Source organism: Butyrivibrio fibrisolvens (assembly GCF_037113525.1).
Classification (GTDB): domain Bacteria; phylum Bacillota; class Clostridia; order Lachnospirales; family Lachnospiraceae; genus Butyrivibrio; species Butyrivibrio fibrisolvens.
Genome location: NZ_CP146963.1, coordinates 4,244,544 through 4,262,367 on the forward strand (window position 1 = coordinate 4,244,544; position 17,824 = coordinate 4,262,367).

Consider the following 17,824-nt stretch of genomic DNA (forward strand, 5'->3'; position numbering starts at 1 on the left):
AACTGTTATTTTCTGATCCTGCTATAAATAACCGGCATAAGCGGAACAATATACCACAGGATTATCACATATCTCACAACATAAACAGGTCCAAGAAGAACCGTCAGCCATACGAGCATAACCGGGATAAGCGGCATGATAGCTCTGAGTTTATGGTTTCGAAGTGCATATACTAGTATAAATGCCCATACCCAAAAATAAAAGGCCGGTGCAAAAAGTAGCGAAACTATTGGTGTTACTTGCTGGAACGGAGTAAGCGACATTTTGTAATATAAGCTGTCGATCCATTTTATCAGGACAACTCTCTCTCCCGGAGGTTCGACTTCATATTCAAAATAGCTGCTTTCATCATAAGTAATATTATAGAGCTGATGTCCCTTGTATGAATTAAACACAGCAAAAGGATACCAGTATCCATAACTTGTCAAAAACCAGGCATTCACATAAGTAACCGGATGCCCCTTAAGCATCTTAAACCATAATTTCCAATAAGAAGCTGCATCTTTATCATATGTATCATTATTGAAAAATGATTTCATATAGTCCGAAACCCTTGGTTCATAGGCATAAAGCGCTCTTTCCGGAATATATGAAAATAATACTTCTTTGTCTTCCTCAGAAAAAGCTTCCGGACTGCTGTTCCATGTTCTTGCCAGCTGTGTAATTGAAACAGTAAGCATTTCCTGATGTTCACCACTGTCTGCATCAAAGACCAGTGTCATTCCACTATCCAGTATCATACTTATGATCGCAGGAAGCAAAAGAAGTATCATCATCTTTTTCCAATACTTCCTAAAAATGATCAGTGCGATCGGAATAAAAACAAGATATGCATAAAAGCCGTTATGTCTGAACAGACATACCATAACAGCCGAAAGCATCATCACAGATGTGTCTCTTTTATTCTTAAAGAATGCTTCCGGATCACCTGACAGTTGCAACAGTTTTATCACAAAAAGTAGTAAAAATGCTGAGAACAGGCCATCTTTGGTGGAGCATAAAGTATACATTACTATTGTCGGGAACATTCCCATAAATAGTACGGATATGATTCTAAATACTTTTTTGACTCCGCATCTTTTTATAAATGTGATCAGATATGCGAATATGGCAGTCATTATAATCGACTGAATGACTATATACGTGCATATTCCCACGTTCCATGAGCCGGTCACTTTATGTCCAAAGGCAATCGTTGTGCCAAGTAAAAGGACATGGATCAGAGGATGATGGTTTGAAAACTCTCTTGTAAGGATCTGATTGAGCTCATCTGCTGCATCATAGCAAAAGAATCCGGGATAATCAGCTATAAGCACTGGCAATTGCATAAGAAAAAGGATAAGCCATATCTTCAGGAAATATGCTATTTCACTTTTTTCTATACCTGAATCAGCTAATACGCCTGAATCTTTGTAACCCTCATCTGTATTTGAATTTCCCTTATCAATCATCTTATAAAAAGAATTAACAATAGTTCCTAACACTATCGATAATCCTACAAAGATCAACAGATCGGACACTTTGCCAAGAGTCAGATAATCCTGGGATTCAAGCTGATAACCAAATACAAGTGAAAAAGAAAGCAGCGTGCCATATAAATAGGCCCATATTATTTTTCTATCAAATGTCTTTTTGGTCACTTCCTGCTCCTTCTATGTCGCGGATAACATACTGAGGATCCTTATTAAGTGATATGTAGGATCTTCCTATATATTCGCCTACCATACCCACCATAAGCATAAGGATTCCGCCCATAAATACCATTACTGACATAAGGGCACTAAAACCTAGTGGAAGTACATCAAGCTGATCACCAAGGACCATTTTCTTAATGATCGTATATATACCATAAATAAAACCGATTATAGCAAAGACGCTTCCGGAAACAGTTGCGATCCTAAGAGGCTGAATTGAAAAAGCTGTAAATCCGTTCATCCAAAGTCTTAATAGCTTTACAAGATTATAACCGCTTGCGCCTTCAGTTCTTGCCCTGTGGTTAATATCAACATTAACTATATTTCTGGTAGTACGTAGTACAAGACCTATTACATAAGGATATGAACCCTTATATTTGCACATCTCATCAACTACAAATCTTCTAACTGCAAAATAGCTTGATACAAACAGATCATTAGGCTTTTCAAGCATAATATGAAGCATCCACTCATTCATGGCTGAACCAAAATTTCTGAAAGCAGAATGTTTCTTGTGTTCATATCTTGCATAGGCAGCATCTGCGCCCTGCTCTATAGCCTGAATAAGCTTACCCACTTCACATGCAGGTGTCTGTCCATCATCATCAAGACATACAACAATATCGCCTTTAGTCTTATTAAGTCCTGCCATAAGGGCCGCATGTTGCCCAAAGTTTTTGGCAAAATTGATGCCTGTCATGTTCTTATTAAGACTACACAGTCTTCTGATAACCTTCCAGGTTTCATCGGGAGATCCATCATTTACACAGATGATCTCATAATCATAATCATCTGCCATTTTCCCCATGGCTTCATTAAGTTCATCTATAACACCTGAAAGTGTATTTTCAGATCTGTAACATGGAATTACATAGCTGATAAGTTTTTTCATTAGAATTTATCTCTTTTCATTAACTTTTATAATTCTGAAGGTATCTGCAACAGTATCAACTTCGCTCAGTTCAATACCAACACCCTTATTATTATAATATGACATAAGCCAATCAGTCGAATACTCACTTTTTACTACCAGATATACATTTTCAGATAAAAGTGATGACTGAATATCTTTAAATCCAAAGGCTTTTAGCTTTGCGTCCTGCAAAGGGCTCTTACATGCCCATCCACCAAGTATATCAAAATTATCAAGGCTGTTATCTGTGTCTGTAAACATCTTCTCAGAATATGACACTGATGAATACACATCTATCCAATAGAAGTTTTCTGATTTATCATCAATATACTTATACAGCTCGATATAGGGCTCGTTAACCATTTTTCTGTCTTCTGCTTCCAGCTGGGATACAGTCATATTATTGGGAACATATATTGCAGAGATGACAGAAACGATTATAAGTCCTGCTCTGACATATACTTTCCAGGAATTACTTGAAATATTATTTATCATAATTCCCAGCAAAAGAGCCATCTCAGCGAACATAAGCCCATGTGTTATCCTTATAGGATCTCTTTCTCCAACCAGTATGTACATCCACAGAAGTGATCTGACAATAAATAACACTGCAAGAAAAGCTATCTCAAAAATTCCTTCTCTTTTCCTTAATACTGCAGCAATACAGATGCTAAGGTACATGATAAGAATGATAAGGTTCCATGGCGCATCTGTCTGAGGGTATTCAAAGCCTTCCTGAAATCCGAAATGATGGAGTCTGTAAATATACTTTGAAAAAGCTGCTTTGATCCTCTGCGGCATTGGTGTCTCTTCTTTTATCGACTTTGCATACTCAGCCACCTGCAACATGGTCTTTGAATCAATCTCTTCATCAAGGCCGAAGTTGTAGTTAAACAAAAGCTCAACCTCTGTCTCATCAAGACCAATCGACTCGTAAAAATCCCTGTTAGACTCATAATCCGGGATAGTCTGATAGTCATATAATTCAGTTCGCGAATCAAACAGATTTCTAAACTCAGTCCATCTGTCAGAGCTATAAGCAAGTACATCGATGCCCTTACATATTAGTAGTCCTGCAAAAAGAATCAGAGCCCAACGAAAATAGATGGTTCTTATCTCTTTCTTTTTTTCTTCTTTGTAATCGCTAATGAATCTGTATCCCCAGGCCATGCCGGCAATAGGAAGCATTAATAGAAGCATCTCTGAACGTACAAGAAAAGAGAGCCATATAATGATACATACGAGTATCCTGTTACTCCTGCCACTTCCTGTTATTACAAGAAAAGCTGCTGTTCCTGCCATCATAGCTACTGTAAAGGTGTACTGGACATATATCAGATGCCCTGTCAGACATCCAAGATACATAAGCACCTGAGCAGTAACCGCTATAAACTTTGCAATCCTGTTTTTTTCTATATTTATGGTCCTATGCAGGATCAAAAACAGGCATGCATATTGGCAAAGGCATAAAAAGATGCCGTATACATTAGTTTTTCTAAAAAGTCTGTATAAAAGACTTATCAGAGCACTGACAGGATACAGCATCTGTATATTATGTGCTGCAGGAGTCCCTGTATAGCTTCCGCTAAGCAGGTCCTTCATTAGCACATCATCATTAAGATCAAAATAGTAATCAAATAATGCTGCAATCATCAGCATTATTACTGCAGTGATTCCAGCTGCTATGCATATATTTAAAAGAGTCCTCTTTTTACTGCTTTGCAACCTTTATCCTCCACACTGGCTAAAAAACAAATTTTCAGCTGAACTTATAATAAAGCTTTACTCTGTTAACAACTTCGTCGATCTCATCGTTACGAAGTTTGTAGTACATAGGAAGTCGGAGGAGCCTGTTACTTTCTTTGGTTGTATATACATCTTCACCATGGAATCTTGTATATTTAAGGCCTGCCTTTGAAGAATGAAGAGGTACATAATGAGAAGCAGGAAGTATGCAGTTGCTCTTAAGATACTCAATAAGTCCCTGTCTTTCTTCAAGATCCTTACATTTAATATAGAACATGTGAGCGTTGTGTACGCAGCCTTCAGGTACTACAGGAAGCTCGATAAGTCCTTTTTCTTCAAGAGGTCTTAACGCTTCAAAATATCTGTTCCAGTGATCCATACGTGCATCATTGATCTCATCTGCCATCTGGAGCTGTGCATAAAGGTATGCGGCGTTCATATCACTTGGAAGGAAGGATGATCCTGGCTCGATCCATGAATACTTATCAACCTTACCAAGCTTATAAAGAGTACGGTTAGTACCTTTCTCACGGATGATGATAGCATCATCAACGTATGTCTCGTCGCGAAGAAGAAGTGCTCCGCCTTCACCCATGCTGTAGTTCTTGGTCTCATGGAATGAGTAGTTACCAAAATCTCCGATAGCACCAAGAGCTTTGCCCTTATAAGAAGCCATAACGCCCTGAGCTGCATCTTCGATAACGACAAGATTGTGACGCTTTGCTATGTCCATGATAGTGTCCATCTCACAGGCAACACCTGCATAGTGAACGGGAACGATAGCTCTTGTCTTAGGTGTGATAGCAGCTTCTATCTTATTTTCATCAATATTCATTGTATCAGGTCTGATATCAACGAATACTACTGTAGCTCCGCGAAGTACGAATGCGTTAGCTGTTGAAACGAATGTGTAGGAAGGCATGATAACTTCATCGCCTTCTTTGATATCACAAAGAATTGCTGCCATCTCTGTAGCGTGTGTACACGAGGTTGTAAGAAGTGCCTTAGTTACACCCGTCTTCTTCTCAATCCATTCATTGTCTCTTGCAGTAAATTCACCATCTCCGCAGATCTTCTGGTTATCCACACATTCGCGGATGTAATCCATTTCTTTACCTGTATAAGGAGGAATGTTAAAAGGTATAAAATTGTCGTTCATAAGCTTATTCTCCTTTTTTGAAAACAAACAACTTGCTTATAACATAATTAAGTACAATAACTACGAAGGTAGCTACAAGCTTTACAGGCATTTCCTTGAAACCCAGATTTGTAAAGAAAATGAAAATTATTGCATTCTCAACAACAAGTGTAAATACTCTTCCTAAAGTAAAATCTTTTGCCTGTTTTAAGAACTCTTCTGTGCTTTCAACTTTGCCATCGAATACCCAGGTTCTGTTAGTAAAAAACTGAAAAGCTACACATATGATCCAGTCTATAGTGTTATTAACTAGTGCGTTAAGATGCATAACAGCAGACATAAACCAATAAAGAAAGATGCTTAAAAAGAAAGCTAATCCTCCAAAAAACAAATATAATAGTGCTTCCTTATACTTTTTATAAAAGGGTTCAAATATATTAAGAACAGGAAGTGCCATGATCCTGTCAAAAATATCTTTTTTCTCTGTTGCTTCCATAATTTCCAAAACTACTCCTAACGTTACTGATTATGTGATATCGCATATACCACATATTTTTCATCTTCAAAGACTATATTATAATCATTCGAAGCAATATAGTCCATCAATATATCCAATTTATCGCTAACCCCGTAGCTGTCTGTATTTATAACAGCATCTGTCACTATTACAGGATAGTCTGACATATTCATAAGCGCATTATCAAAATCTTCTATCCTGTTGCTTGCCAATATAGGCCAGCTTGTATAGATAGCCGGTTCCATATCAAAAAGATAAGGCATTCCGGGAGCATTACCAAACTGCAAAAGTTTTTGATCCAAAAGGTCGTTATCTGCCAGCACATTATACAGCTTTGTAAGCTCAGAAGCATTATCTGCTGTTGTAACAAGCCCTGCTGCCTTCGGAATTTCTGATGACATTCTGGTATCGCGCTTTGTTCCATCCATTCCATCTATAAAAGAGTACCCGTATTTGAACAAGGTTCCCTGAACGAGCAATACTACTACTACCATCATAGACATTGAATGCCATGGAAAGTGTACAGCTCCTCCTCTCGATCTTCTGATCACACGTCTTAACTGGGTAAGAGATATCGGTGCCAGCAGGATGAGATTATTTATAAGAGGAAATGTGTAATTATCACTACCAAGCGGTGTTATCAATATTATAAGGATCGATAACATCGCAAAGATTCTTTCACCATTTGTTCCCGGCATTATGGATACATATCCAAGCCTGTCCATAACCCCTGAAATAATATCCAGAATATCCAGTACTATGCTTAGTATTATGAACATCATAGCAGCCTGAAACATAGAGTCATAATAATAGTAGTTGGTCGTAAATACGCCTTCAGCAAAATAGTATCGTACAAGGATAAGTATTCCCATAAGATACAGGATCTTTGCCAGCCTTATCATCCAGACCTTTTTGAACTTAAGCTGAAAGAGAATCACACCCGCAACTATACAAGGAATCATTACAATCATAACTGACAACGTATGACCATATGCTTCTAACGTTGTTCTCAATGTAGATGACGCCCCATGAGTACTCTGTGAATCATTGGCAATCCCAAATAACCAGTTTAGCATTGATCCATAAGAAGAAGGTCCATATATGACTACTGCACCAAGGATACATACACCTGCACCCACAATATAGCCGCAAATGCACATAAGAGTATTTCTTATAGAATCTCTTAATTTCTTTTTCTCCAGAAAATCTGCAAACCATAATACGAGAATAAATCCGGCTTCAAGTACATTAGGAAGCCTTACGGCTACATTTATTCCCAAAAACAGTCCGGCTAGGAACAATCTTCTTTTCTGCCTGCCCCCTTCTGCAGTCATGATAGCTGCCAGCAAAAGGAGTATGCCAAGTGTCATGAAAAAATAAGTCAGATAATTGTATAGGATTATACTTGGGCACCAGCAGACACTCTCAGCGATCCATTCGCCAACAAAGAGCATCCATCCGGGAATTACAGTCTTAAGGCTATAATAAACCAAAAGTGCCATCGCGCTTATCACTAATGTAGTATATATCTTCATTCCAAGAACAGTTCCTGCCCCGGGAAGGAAAGTAAGAAGATGTCCGAAAACGCTTGGAATAAAAATAGATAGCTTCCAATTTGTATCCATCAGATCATAAAAGGTATAATTCCCAAGACTGTAAAGTGTATCGCTAATATCCAGTCCCTGATCAACAGATAAAAAAGGAAAGATCAGAAGAAGAAGCGGGAAAAGAAATTGTTCTGATAAAGGTTGAAACTTTTTAAGTTTTGAATAAGCTCTGTCTCTTAGCCTTTCATTTTTCATCAGCCTTAAGCTCCTTATCGATATCCATGAGTTTCTTCCAGATCTTTGAACCGCTGCATACTCTTTCTACAAATCCGAATATCACGCTTCTGATCCAGTCTACGAATACGCAGCTTACAAACAGTGTAAGTATGCATAAGATCAAATGTCCGATCATTCCCGGAATAGTTGCAGGTACATTGCCAAATATGCCTTTCATCCACTCAACCCATCTGTCCCTGATCTCAAGATGTTCGTGAAGAAGATATATTCCAAAGCTGAATGGGGCCAGTATCCTTGCTGCTTTGGCAACAATACCTTCCTTGACTTTTAAATATCTGAATGTTGAAAAAAGTCCAAGTGCTCCAACCAGGCAGAGAATGAAATTATAGTGGAAAGTAACACCTGAATAGTAAATAAATCTTCCTGTTTTATAATTTATTTCATGAAGGACTACAGCCATTAAAAAGCTTAAGAAAGATGCACCCACATAAAGTAAAATGCTTGTTTTACCGCTATTAACAATTCTTACATTATATTTTCTGATATATGCTGCAATAAGATACAGACATATGTACCAATCAAGATTATAGCCCATCATGTCAGTTGGAAAATTAACAGGAATGAAACTCTTGATAAAGCAAAACCAAATAAGGAGGCCTATTATAGAAGCTTTGAGCTGCTTCCTTGTAAGATGCAGAACTCCTTTATTAAGGAGCGGAGCTATAACATACAAAAGAATATATGCTGTTGCAAAAGAATAATGCTCTGAAGATATAGGAAAAAAGAACTGGGTTGTCTTGAAGATCCTGTCTGTCTCAGCAACGTTTGCAGTATTAACAACCTGCATCACCAGGGTTACTAAAAGAGTATAGAAATAGACCTCAGCAACAAGCTGAAGTATCCTTGAAAGCTTAAAATCAGATTTTGAAAGAAAATATCCACTTATAAGAACCCATACATTAACTGCAACTATACAAAAAGATTCTATAAGCTGTCCTGCAAACTGAAGGCTTGTCGCCTTTTCCCCGGTTTTAAGAAGAAGGTCTGTATGAGAAAGATAATGCAGTGTTAATACCATAAGAATGGCAATAACCCTTAAGATCTCAAAATTGGCCTCTCTCTTTCTTGTTGTCATAAATTCCTCCCATTTGCAAGGTGTCTGTTTAAATGGCTAAGCCACTGATCATGATCAGCGCTCCTTTATAGCTTTACCATTTTCAATCCTGTAAACCATGTCACACTTTTCAATAGTCTGAAGTCTGTGCGCAATAATAATAAGTGTCTTACGACCATGAAGGCTGTTAATAGAATCCATTACTGCCTTCTCTGTCTCGCCATCAAGAGCTGAAGTTGCTTCATCAAGAACAAGCACTTCCGGATTTTCAAAAAGAGCACGTGCAATTCCTATTCTCTGGCGTTGACCACCCGAGAGACGAATTCCTCTTTCACCTATAGCTGTATCCAAGCCTTCCGGAAGATTTCTTACATAGGTGTCGAGCTGAGCCTCTTTAAGAGCCTGCCATACTTTATCATCATCAATATCTTCGTCCTTGATTCCGAATGCTACATTTTTACGAATAGTGCTGTCTATCATAAAAATAGTCTGCGGAATATATCCGACGTTCTTGAGCCATCCCTGATAATTGGTCTGTACATCAACTCCATCTGCCGTAACTTTGCCGCCTTCAATCTGAAGAAGGCCAAGCATAACATCAACAATAGTAGTCTTTCCTGCACCTGTCGTACCTACTATTCCGACAGATTTTCCAACCGGTATTGTCATGTCAGCATTATTAAGAACATAGTTTTCTGAATTCGGATAATGGTATTTGATTCCCTCCAGCTTTATTTCTTTTTCTACAGGAAGTTTTGAAGCTTCCATAGATCGCTTATAAGCTGTCGGATCATATTTTATGCTCGTATCATGGATCTCATTACTAAGATTGTTCATAACGTTATCGAGGAAAGGTTCAAAATACGCGATAGACGTCTGATAGTTATTGATACGATTGGCACTTGGAAGAAGTCTTGATGCCGCACCTACAAGAACGCCAAGCTGAGGAACAATATCACTCATACTAACGCCATTAAGGACCATCACTATAATATATCCAACCATCGCAGCAATACTTACTGTTTCTATCAAAAGTCGAGGAGTAGCTGTAAAAAGGTTATAACGCTGAACAGCCTGAACATATCCGTCACCGCACTTTGAGTATTCATCAACAAAATAGCCTTCTTTTGAAGCTATCTTTATTTCCTTGATTCCTACAACAGCTTCACTTATCCATTTGAAAAGTCCACTGTAAAAATTCTGATTCTCTTCACCGGATCTCTTCATGACAGGCTTAATGAACTTTCTTATGGCAAGAAGTGTCAATACAAGAACTGCCGCTATAAAAACAGTCATGACAGTATCCTGTATAAGCAGGATAACTATAATACAGGTAAATACTATGAATTCACTGATAAGCTGAAGTACAGCCAGGATAAGGCCATACATATTAATAACATCAGAGGTGATCATTCTCTGAACAACAGATGTGTCAGCATTAAGATAATATTCATAAGGTCTATTAATAAAGTTGACCATCATGCGCTGAGATGTTTCAAACTGGTTGGTGAAAACAAACCTAAGCTGAACCTTGTTCATAAAGAAAAGGAATATATTCTTGATCACAAATACAGCTATTAAGGCGCCTAGTATAAGTGCTGCAAATTTAGTCACATCAGAAATATGAAGACCGTGATAGACGATTCTGAGATACCACTTTTTCTCTATAGCTTCCGGATCCATAACTACTGTCATGATAGGAGAAATAAGGGCTATTCCCAGTGATTCCAGTATGCCTCCAATAAGCATCAGTATTATAATTCCAACCATTTGGTGCTTCTGCTTTTTAGAAAGCAGAACCATAAGTTCATTCCAAATTTTACGCATATGATCCTCTTTAATGATTTATCTTTTTTCTTAAATCTCTGTATGCCCAGAGCATTCTGTAATAAATATAAAACAGCAAATGACTCTTCATCTGCATTGCAATAAGCTTCTTTTCCTCTTCACCTATACGCTGCTTATAATATATATTGTTCTGGAAGTTCGGAAAAGTCCGCTTCATCTCTTTAGCCAGATCTTTTGTAAAACCATAACATCCCCTAAAATGCTGAGATCTTGGCATCGCCGAAAAAAGAGTATTTATATAAAACAGTACAGTGTATTTGAATTCTATTTCCGGTCTATAATCTTCAATATATCCCTGTTTCATTGCCTCCATGAGAAGCAGGCGTCCTGCGACCTTGCGGTCCTCAAGGTTCTTTTTTGAAATTGTATGAACTGTGGAGGCCTCATGCTGATAATAATAATACATCGGCTCAGGAATATATTCAAAATGCTCTGCCCTGAGCATCCAGGTATTGGCTACAGCATTATCTTCATAGAATATATCTTCCGGAAAGATCTTGCCTGAAGTACCCTTCAGGATTATATCCCTTTTATAGATTTTGACAACAAGGCTTCCGGGATCAAGGATAAGCTTTTTGTACTTTTCCCTGTCAAGGATTCCTGTCTGGGCTTCGTTATTATTATGAACAACTTTACCAATCTTGTTGCTATGTTCCGGCGTAAGATGATAGTCACAACCAACCATATCAGCACCGGTTTCTTCTGCTTTATTTAAAAGCTTTTCATAAAAATCTAGCGTGATCCAGTCATCTGCATCTATGAATCCGATCCAGTCACCCTTTGCTACGGCAAGGCCGATGTTCTTGGCTCCGCCTTGGTGGTGATTGACTTCTGAGTGTATGGCATGGAAAAAAGAGCTGTTGCTTCGCTCATATTCCTGCATGATCTTGAAGGAATCGTCTGTAGAGCAGTCATCAACGGCAATTATCTCATACTGGTCCTTAGGTAGAGTCTGGCCCACCAGACTATCAAGGCACCACTTCAATTTATCATCCGCAGCCTGATTATACACAGGCACAATAATGCTTAGCTTCAAAATATCCTCCTGTTGAGGTCCGCATATACTGCTATATATAATGCTAACGCCTCAATGAAATTGTTCTACGTTTTTCTAAGGTCCTGCTACGCTTCCGTGGACATGCTATACTACAGCTCCGCACGACCTAATAAAAACGAGAACAATTTCATAAATCGGCTTATAGCATTATATATAGCAGTATATGCTCACTAGCAAGCAGCAAAGAAATGGGAGCGAGTCTCCAATAGCTGTTCTTAGATTCTGAGCCAGAGGTAATGTACCAGCCACCGCGTTAGCGGCTTGCCCTTGATGTCACAAAAAATAACTGCTAAGCTGCTGAGCACGACGGAATAAAAATTTCTGTTCTTGAGTTCATCGCCGTCGGTGATAAAACTGCAGCAGTTATTTTTTGTGATGTCAAGGGTGGCGTACGTTTGCGTCAGTCCATAAAAGCTACATATTCATAAAACTCTTGCTACTTAAACATAAATATTAACTTTTTAGAAACCAAGATAAATATATGTACTTACATTTGCAAATTTAATGATAGACCATACCAGCAATACTGCAAGAGCCACAGCGCCAGATGTATTCACTTTGTGCTTTTCTGTTAGCTTTGCTGCATTTGGTGTTATGAATGCAAAGACTGCACTTATAAGTATTATAAGCCACATACATATCTTAGGTCCCCATGGCGTGTTGGCGATGGGGGTTATCTTAAATATGTACCAGAGTTCGTCTATCTGGAAGCACTTGATAAAGTCAGGGCTTATCATTAGTGCTGCGGCGCCGTAGTCTTTGAATCTGGTCATTGCAGATATAAGGATAGCTGCATCCTGTACTGTTTCAGCTCTAAAGAATACCCAGGCGATACTTACAAATATGAACGTCAGTACAAGTGCTATAGGGTACGGTATGAGCTTTTGAGCTTTTGTTTTTCCTACTGTATCCTTATTCGATTTAATAGTACTCATACTATCAACAACTTGATCAGATGAAGTAGTTTTAGAAGTATTCTTACTTTTACCTGATATAGCCCTAGTCACAACGTACAGAAGTCCGTGCATGGCTCCCCATACTATGAAGGTGAATCCAGCGCCGTGCCAGAAGCCGGACAGGATGAATATTATCATGAAATTGATGTAGGTTCTGACTTTTCCTTTTCTGTTGCCGCCGAGGGGGATGTATACGTATCTGGTAAAAAAGGCTGTAAGTGACATATGCCATCTCTTCCAGAAATCGTCTATGTTTCTTGCTTTGTATGGGCTTTCGAAGTTTACGGGGAGGTCCATTCCAACCATCTTGCAGATACCTCTTCCCATGTCGCAGTATCCGCTAAAGTCAAAGTAAATCTGGAATGAATAGCATATTGCTGTAAGTATGGCATCCATTGGTGTCAGGGTATTTAGGCTCCCATAACCGTAGTCTACGGCTATTGCCAGAGTGTCTGCTATTATGACTTTCTTGGAAAGGCCTAGCACGAAGAGCATCACGGCCTGCATAAAGTTTTCTGTATCCCACTTATGCTCAGCACCTTTTATAAAGTGGTCCTTCATATCATTATATCTTACTATCGGACCCTGAAGGATTTTTGGGAAAAAGGTTATGTACGCCAGATAGTCAACTATGGACAGCTCTGTAACTTCGCCTCTGAATACGTCTACAAGAAGTGATATCTGTGAGAATGTATAAAAGCTGATTGCTATGGGAAGTAGTATTGATACAGTTATGGAGCTTCCTGAAAGGGTGTTTATGATCTCAGCAAAAAAGCCAGCGTATTTGAAGAACAGAAGCAGTGCAACATTACCGCAGATTCCAATTATAAGTAATGGTTTTGACTTGGAATATGAAATATTCTGATTTTTAGTAGAGACAGAAATGTCAGATGCTTCGATCTTAGCTTTTGTATTTATATCAGATTTTAATAAATACAAAACAATACCGTTCCACACAAGACTTATTACAAAAACGCCTAAAACCTTAACTCCAAAAAAGGCAAAAAATATGAATGAAAAAATAACGCAGTAAAGCTCGACTGCGTTTGGCACGCAGGCGGGCTTTTCGTATGTCAGACCATCAGCCTTATTTTGCAAACAATAACTTTTGGTCACATGTGAAACTGTATAAAAGCCGGCTACAAAGAGCGGCAAAAATGCAAATACAAATGCATATGAATTAAATAGCATCAGATGACACCCTTAAAGTAATCTATAGTCTTTTGAAGTCCGTCGCGAAGTGCAACTGTAGGCTCCCAGTTAAGTTCTTTCTTGGCAAGTGTTATATCGGGTTTGCGCTGAGTAGGATCATCAACAGGAAGATCTTCATAGATGATCTTGGAGTTTGTTCCTGTAAGCTCAACTACCATTTCAGCAAGCTGTTTAATTGTAAATTCTCCAGGATTACCAATATTTACAGGTCCTGTAAATCCCTCACGACTGTTCATGAGTCTTATCATACCTTCAATAAGATCATCAACGTAGCAAAAACTTCTTGTCTGACTTCCATCGCCATAAATTGTAATATCTTGTCCGCGAAGGGCCTGAACAATAAAGTTAGAAACAACTCGTCCATCGCCTATGTCCATACGAGGACCATAAGTATTAAATATACGCATGACTTTGATATCCACGCCATGCTGTCTGTGATAATCAAAGAAAAGAGTTTCTGCAACACGCTTACCTTCATCATAGCAAGAACGCGGGCCAATCGTATTAACACGGCCTCTATAGCTTTCAGGCTGAGGGTTGCACTCAGGATCACCATACACTTCTGATGTTGATGATTGAAGAATCCTGGCTCCGGTTCTTTTTGCAAGTCCAAGTGCATTAAAAGCTCCATAGATGGATGTCTTTGTAGTGTAGATCGGATCTCTCTGATACTGAATAGGGCTTGCAGGACAAGCCAGATTATAAATCTGATCACACTCTACAAAAATAGGTTGTGTAACATCATGTCTTATGAACTCAAAATAAGGATTATCGAGAAGATGACGAATATTGTCCTTACTTCCTGTAAAAAGATTATCAACACAAATAACATCATTACCTGATTCTATAAGTCTGTCACAAAGATGTGATCCAAGAAATCCGGCACCACCAGTTACAAGTACTCTATTTTTTCGCATTTATCTTCCTCCTTAAAACTACTGTCGATTGTCCTCGTTGAGTATAATTTAATTCGAAAATTTTAGCAACTTTTGATAATTCACTTTGGATACTTTGCAAATAAAGATTCATAGTCATATGTTGTAACTATTTGGCGAAGTCTATCCATATCTGCTTCAATATCGCCTTTAAATATTTCTTCTTCGCCGCTATTAAAGCACTCTACCATCCATGAGTTATACTCAGGTTTATAATGAATCGTATCTGCATAATTAAACAGGTCTGTTATGATCTCTTCGTTATCCATAAAGTCAAAGAGTCTGACATTGTCATATTCCAAAAGCGTATTTGCTATAAGTTCTACCTGTGCAATTGTTGCTTCAAGATTATTGTCCTGCATTATGTCATACCAATAGAGCACGCTGTATGGAGCAAAGAAAATATAGAAGGTTGTCTCCTGATGTTCCTTGATATATGGAAGAAAATTAACCTCAAGGTTTTTGGAAGTCTGAGGTAAAAAAGCATCAGCGTCAAGCTCTTCTTCATTATGACTGACCGGATTATAATTGTGCATTACCCACTGCTCGTTATAATACTCCGGTGTCCACCAGCTGTAATAGATTGTAGAGAGATCTGACCCCTTTCTTTGGATAATAGGTTTTAGTATATACTGAAACAACACATCTTTATTGTAAAGATATTTTATATCATTAATAACATTATCATCGTAAAGATACATGGGCAGTTCATACTTGGTCGCATTAATATCAGCAGTCATGACATTTGGATCTATTACCATGAATATGGCATCAACATCATTTTGCTTCCTTGAATATGAATCCTCATCATATATAAAAGACAAAATATTGGAATCATCTTTAGGAAGAGCACCGCTATAGCTAAGCTTTATGGTATTAAGTCCCATGATACCTGCAAAATCATTGGTATTAAAATTAACTGTCATAGATGAACCCACTATGGCACTGTCATAGATCATGTTCATTGCCATACCGGGATTTTGTGAAAGCTGGTTGTCCACTATATATGGAAATCCGCTAATGGGCCTATGGTAATGGAAAAAGGGATCTATAGTTATAACCAGTAGTCCTATTATCAAAAGTAGAGCAATTACTGTTGTAAAAAAAGCTATTAAAGGTCCGCTGACTTTTTTTCCAGACTTTTTGTAACCATCTTTACTGATAACAGAATGCATTTTGGATGATAACTCTTTTCTTATAGTCTGATCTTCAAGCTTATCAAGTTCATCCAGAATATTTTCAAGGATTCCATCCGTATTAGTCTGAAAATTACCGGCATCTTTAATTCCGGCTTTCTTACTAAAAGAATCAAGGTTTAACTTCTGGTTATCAGCTGTAATAAAACCTATTGTTGGAATCCCCATTCTGCATAATTCAAAGAGAGTTGATCCTGAAGCGGCGATGGCAACATCCATATCTTTCATAAGATTTGCCATATTCGTTACGTTCTCATGAATCCTGATATTCAGGTCTTTATCTCCTGCTACCAGTTTTTTCAGATCTTCTCCATCTTTACTCATAGGTCCAACTATAAGATGCCAGCATACACTTTTATTGCGAACAATAGCATGTGCATCATCTTGTATGAGCTTTTGAACAAAAGCTTTTTCGAAGTGAAGTCCATCGCTGCCACCGGTTGTGACCATGATATTTTTTATGCTTTTTTCTATACTGGCAGGTCTTACATTTTTAAATTCATATCTAACAGGAGCATACTCCGGGCCTAAAAGAAGCTGTGTTTGGGGATAGTCCTTCTCGTATCCCATATCCGTAGCATATATTGCGTAGTTAATGAGTTTATCGCAGGAAAATATTTCTTTTTTCAGATCGTCAATAAGTACAACTTTAAAATATCCGGAAAGTTCTTCCATGTACTTTTGGGTGATAAAATAGCTATCGACTAATATTTCGGGCTTAGCTGCATTCTGACCTTTGCCATGTTTGGTTTTATCAGTTTTTGGGAGAAATCCTGTTTTTTCATCTACAGCGCTGATAAGTTTTGGAAGTTCTTTTTCCATATCCTGATAATCCGTATCAAGGACTATGGTTTTAAAGCCTTTGGCCAAAAGCTCCCTGGCAGGTTTCTTATCAGCAAGAATAAAGCAAATATCCTCGTCACCCCACATCTGACAGGAAATTGCTTCACACCGCATGATATGTCCCATGCCTATTATTTCATTTCCATCTGCACGTACAAATTTCATAAATTAAATCCCAGTTTTATCTGCCATAAGTTTGTATTTTAGTTCAGCGATCTGCCAATCTGTAAGATTATCTATATCCTGTACTTCCATTTCATCAACAACCATAGGAATTACATTGCCAAGCAGGAGATTTCCACTTTTCCTAAAGTTCTTTGTTCTGAAAAAATAGAACTGTCCGGCATCATGATATTCTTTTTCCAGATCCTGTGATCTTGTGTTCAGATATTCAGGATATTTAAAGTTAAGCTTATCGTCACTTATAACAAAGCATCTTTGCGGAGGATAAGAAAAAGGGACTACCGGTATAAGTGAATCTGCATCTGATTCTCTGAATCTTGTTCCGGCTTCTTTGAGCTTATCAGAAGTTATAAATGGCGCTGTAGGATATATACAGCATCCTATATCAAAACTCTGACCTCTTTTTTCATATTCATCCAGAACTTCAAAAAGGACATCACTGGTAGTAGCATAATCACCAGAGAGTTTTTCGCTTCGAAGGAATGGAACTTTTGCGCCATAACCAAGTGCAATCTGAGATATTTCTTCATCATCAGTTGATACCATTACTTCATCAAAAATCCCGCTGCCAATCGCAGCTTCAATTGAATATGCGATTATAGGTTTTCCGCAAAATTCTTTTATATTTTTACGAGGAATTCGTTTACTGCCACCTCTTGCAGTAATTATCGCTATTGCTGACATTTGT

At 38.1% G+C, this 17,824-nt stretch carries 13 protein-coding genes; all 13 read right to left on the reverse strand.

Translation table 11 applies throughout. From position 1 onward, the window contains the following. Positions 1 to 5: 5 nt before the first annotated feature. The gene (locus WAA20_RS18090) at positions 6 to 1,640 is read right to left on the reverse strand and encodes a DUF6020 family protein (protein ID WP_073386536.1); all 1,635 of its coding nucleotides are present in this window, start codon (positions 1,638 to 1,640) and stop codon (positions 6 to 8) included. After that, the gene (locus WAA20_RS18095) at positions 1,621 to 2,586 is read right to left on the reverse strand and encodes a glycosyltransferase family 2 protein (protein ID WP_073386537.1); all 966 of its coding nucleotides are present in this window, start codon (positions 2,584 to 2,586) and stop codon (positions 1,621 to 1,623) included. The genes WAA20_RS18090 and WAA20_RS18095 overlap by 20 nt, the downstream gene beginning before the upstream one ends. Positions 2,587 to 2,592: 6 nt before the next feature. Further along, positions 2,593 to 4,332, reverse strand: a complete 1,740-nt coding sequence (locus WAA20_RS18100) for a hypothetical protein (RefSeq protein WP_073386538.1) — start codon at positions 4,330 to 4,332, stop codon at positions 2,593 to 2,595. 34 nt (positions 4,333 to 4,366) lie between these two features. Beyond that, positions 4,367 to 5,512, reverse strand: a complete 1,146-nt coding sequence (gene rffA / locus WAA20_RS18105; protein WP_073386539.1) for a dTDP-4-amino-4,6-dideoxygalactose transaminase — start codon at positions 5,510 to 5,512, stop codon at positions 4,367 to 4,369. A 4-nt stretch (positions 5,513 to 5,516) separates the two neighbouring features. Then, on the reverse strand, positions 5,517 to 5,987 hold the full coding sequence (locus tag WAA20_RS18110) for a GtrA family protein (protein WP_073386541.1): 471 nt from the start codon (positions 5,985 to 5,987) through the stop codon (positions 5,517 to 5,519). 23 nt (positions 5,988 to 6,010) lie between these two features. Further along, entirely contained in the window at positions 6,011 to 7,810 is a 1,800-nt protein-coding gene (locus WAA20_RS18115; protein WP_073386542.1) for a hypothetical protein, read from the reverse strand. Further along, on the reverse strand, positions 7,800 to 8,927 hold the full coding sequence (locus WAA20_RS18120; RefSeq protein WP_073386544.1) for an acyltransferase: 1,128 nt from the start codon (positions 8,925 to 8,927) through the stop codon (positions 7,800 to 7,802). Before WAA20_RS18120 ends, WAA20_RS18115 begins: the two co-directional genes overlap by 11 nt. A 54-nt stretch (positions 8,928 to 8,981) precedes the next feature. Beyond that, a complete protein-coding gene (locus WAA20_RS18125) occupies positions 8,982 to 10,733 on the reverse strand; it encodes an ABC transporter ATP-binding protein (RefSeq protein ID WP_073386545.1) in 1,752 nt (583 codons plus the stop codon). 10 nt (positions 10,734 to 10,743) lie between these two features. Beyond that, complete coding sequence (locus WAA20_RS18130; RefSeq protein WP_073386547.1) at positions 10,744 to 11,790, reverse strand: glycosyltransferase; 1,047 nt, start codon at positions 11,788 to 11,790, stop codon at positions 10,744 to 10,746. A gap of 482 nt (positions 11,791 to 12,272) precedes the next feature. Next, the gene (locus WAA20_RS18135) at positions 12,273 to 13,958 is read right to left on the reverse strand and encodes an MBOAT family O-acyltransferase (RefSeq protein ID WP_073386549.1); all 1,686 of its coding nucleotides are present in this window, start codon (positions 13,956 to 13,958) and stop codon (positions 12,273 to 12,275) included. After that, positions 13,958 to 14,896: a UDP-glucuronic acid decarboxylase family protein gene (locus tag WAA20_RS18140; protein WP_073386550.1), complete on the reverse strand. Its 939-nt coding sequence runs from the start codon at positions 14,894 to 14,896 to the stop codon at positions 13,958 to 13,960. Before WAA20_RS18140 ends, WAA20_RS18135 begins: the two co-directional genes overlap by 1 nt. A gap of 80 nt (positions 14,897 to 14,976) precedes the next feature. Continuing rightward, positions 14,977 to 17,118 (reverse strand): UDP-2,4-diacetamido-2,4,6-trideoxy-beta-L-altropyranose hydrolase, encoded by a 2,142-nt coding sequence (gene pseG, locus WAA20_RS18145; protein ID WP_081373729.1) that lies wholly within the window; start codon positions 17,116 to 17,118, stop codon positions 14,977 to 14,979. Positions 17,119 to 17,121: 3 nt separating this feature from the next. Next, positions 17,122 to 17,820, reverse strand: a complete 699-nt coding sequence (pseF, locus tag WAA20_RS18150) for a pseudaminic acid cytidylyltransferase (protein WP_073386552.1) — start codon at positions 17,818 to 17,820, stop codon at positions 17,122 to 17,124. Positions 17,821 to 17,824: the final 4 nt, after the last annotated feature.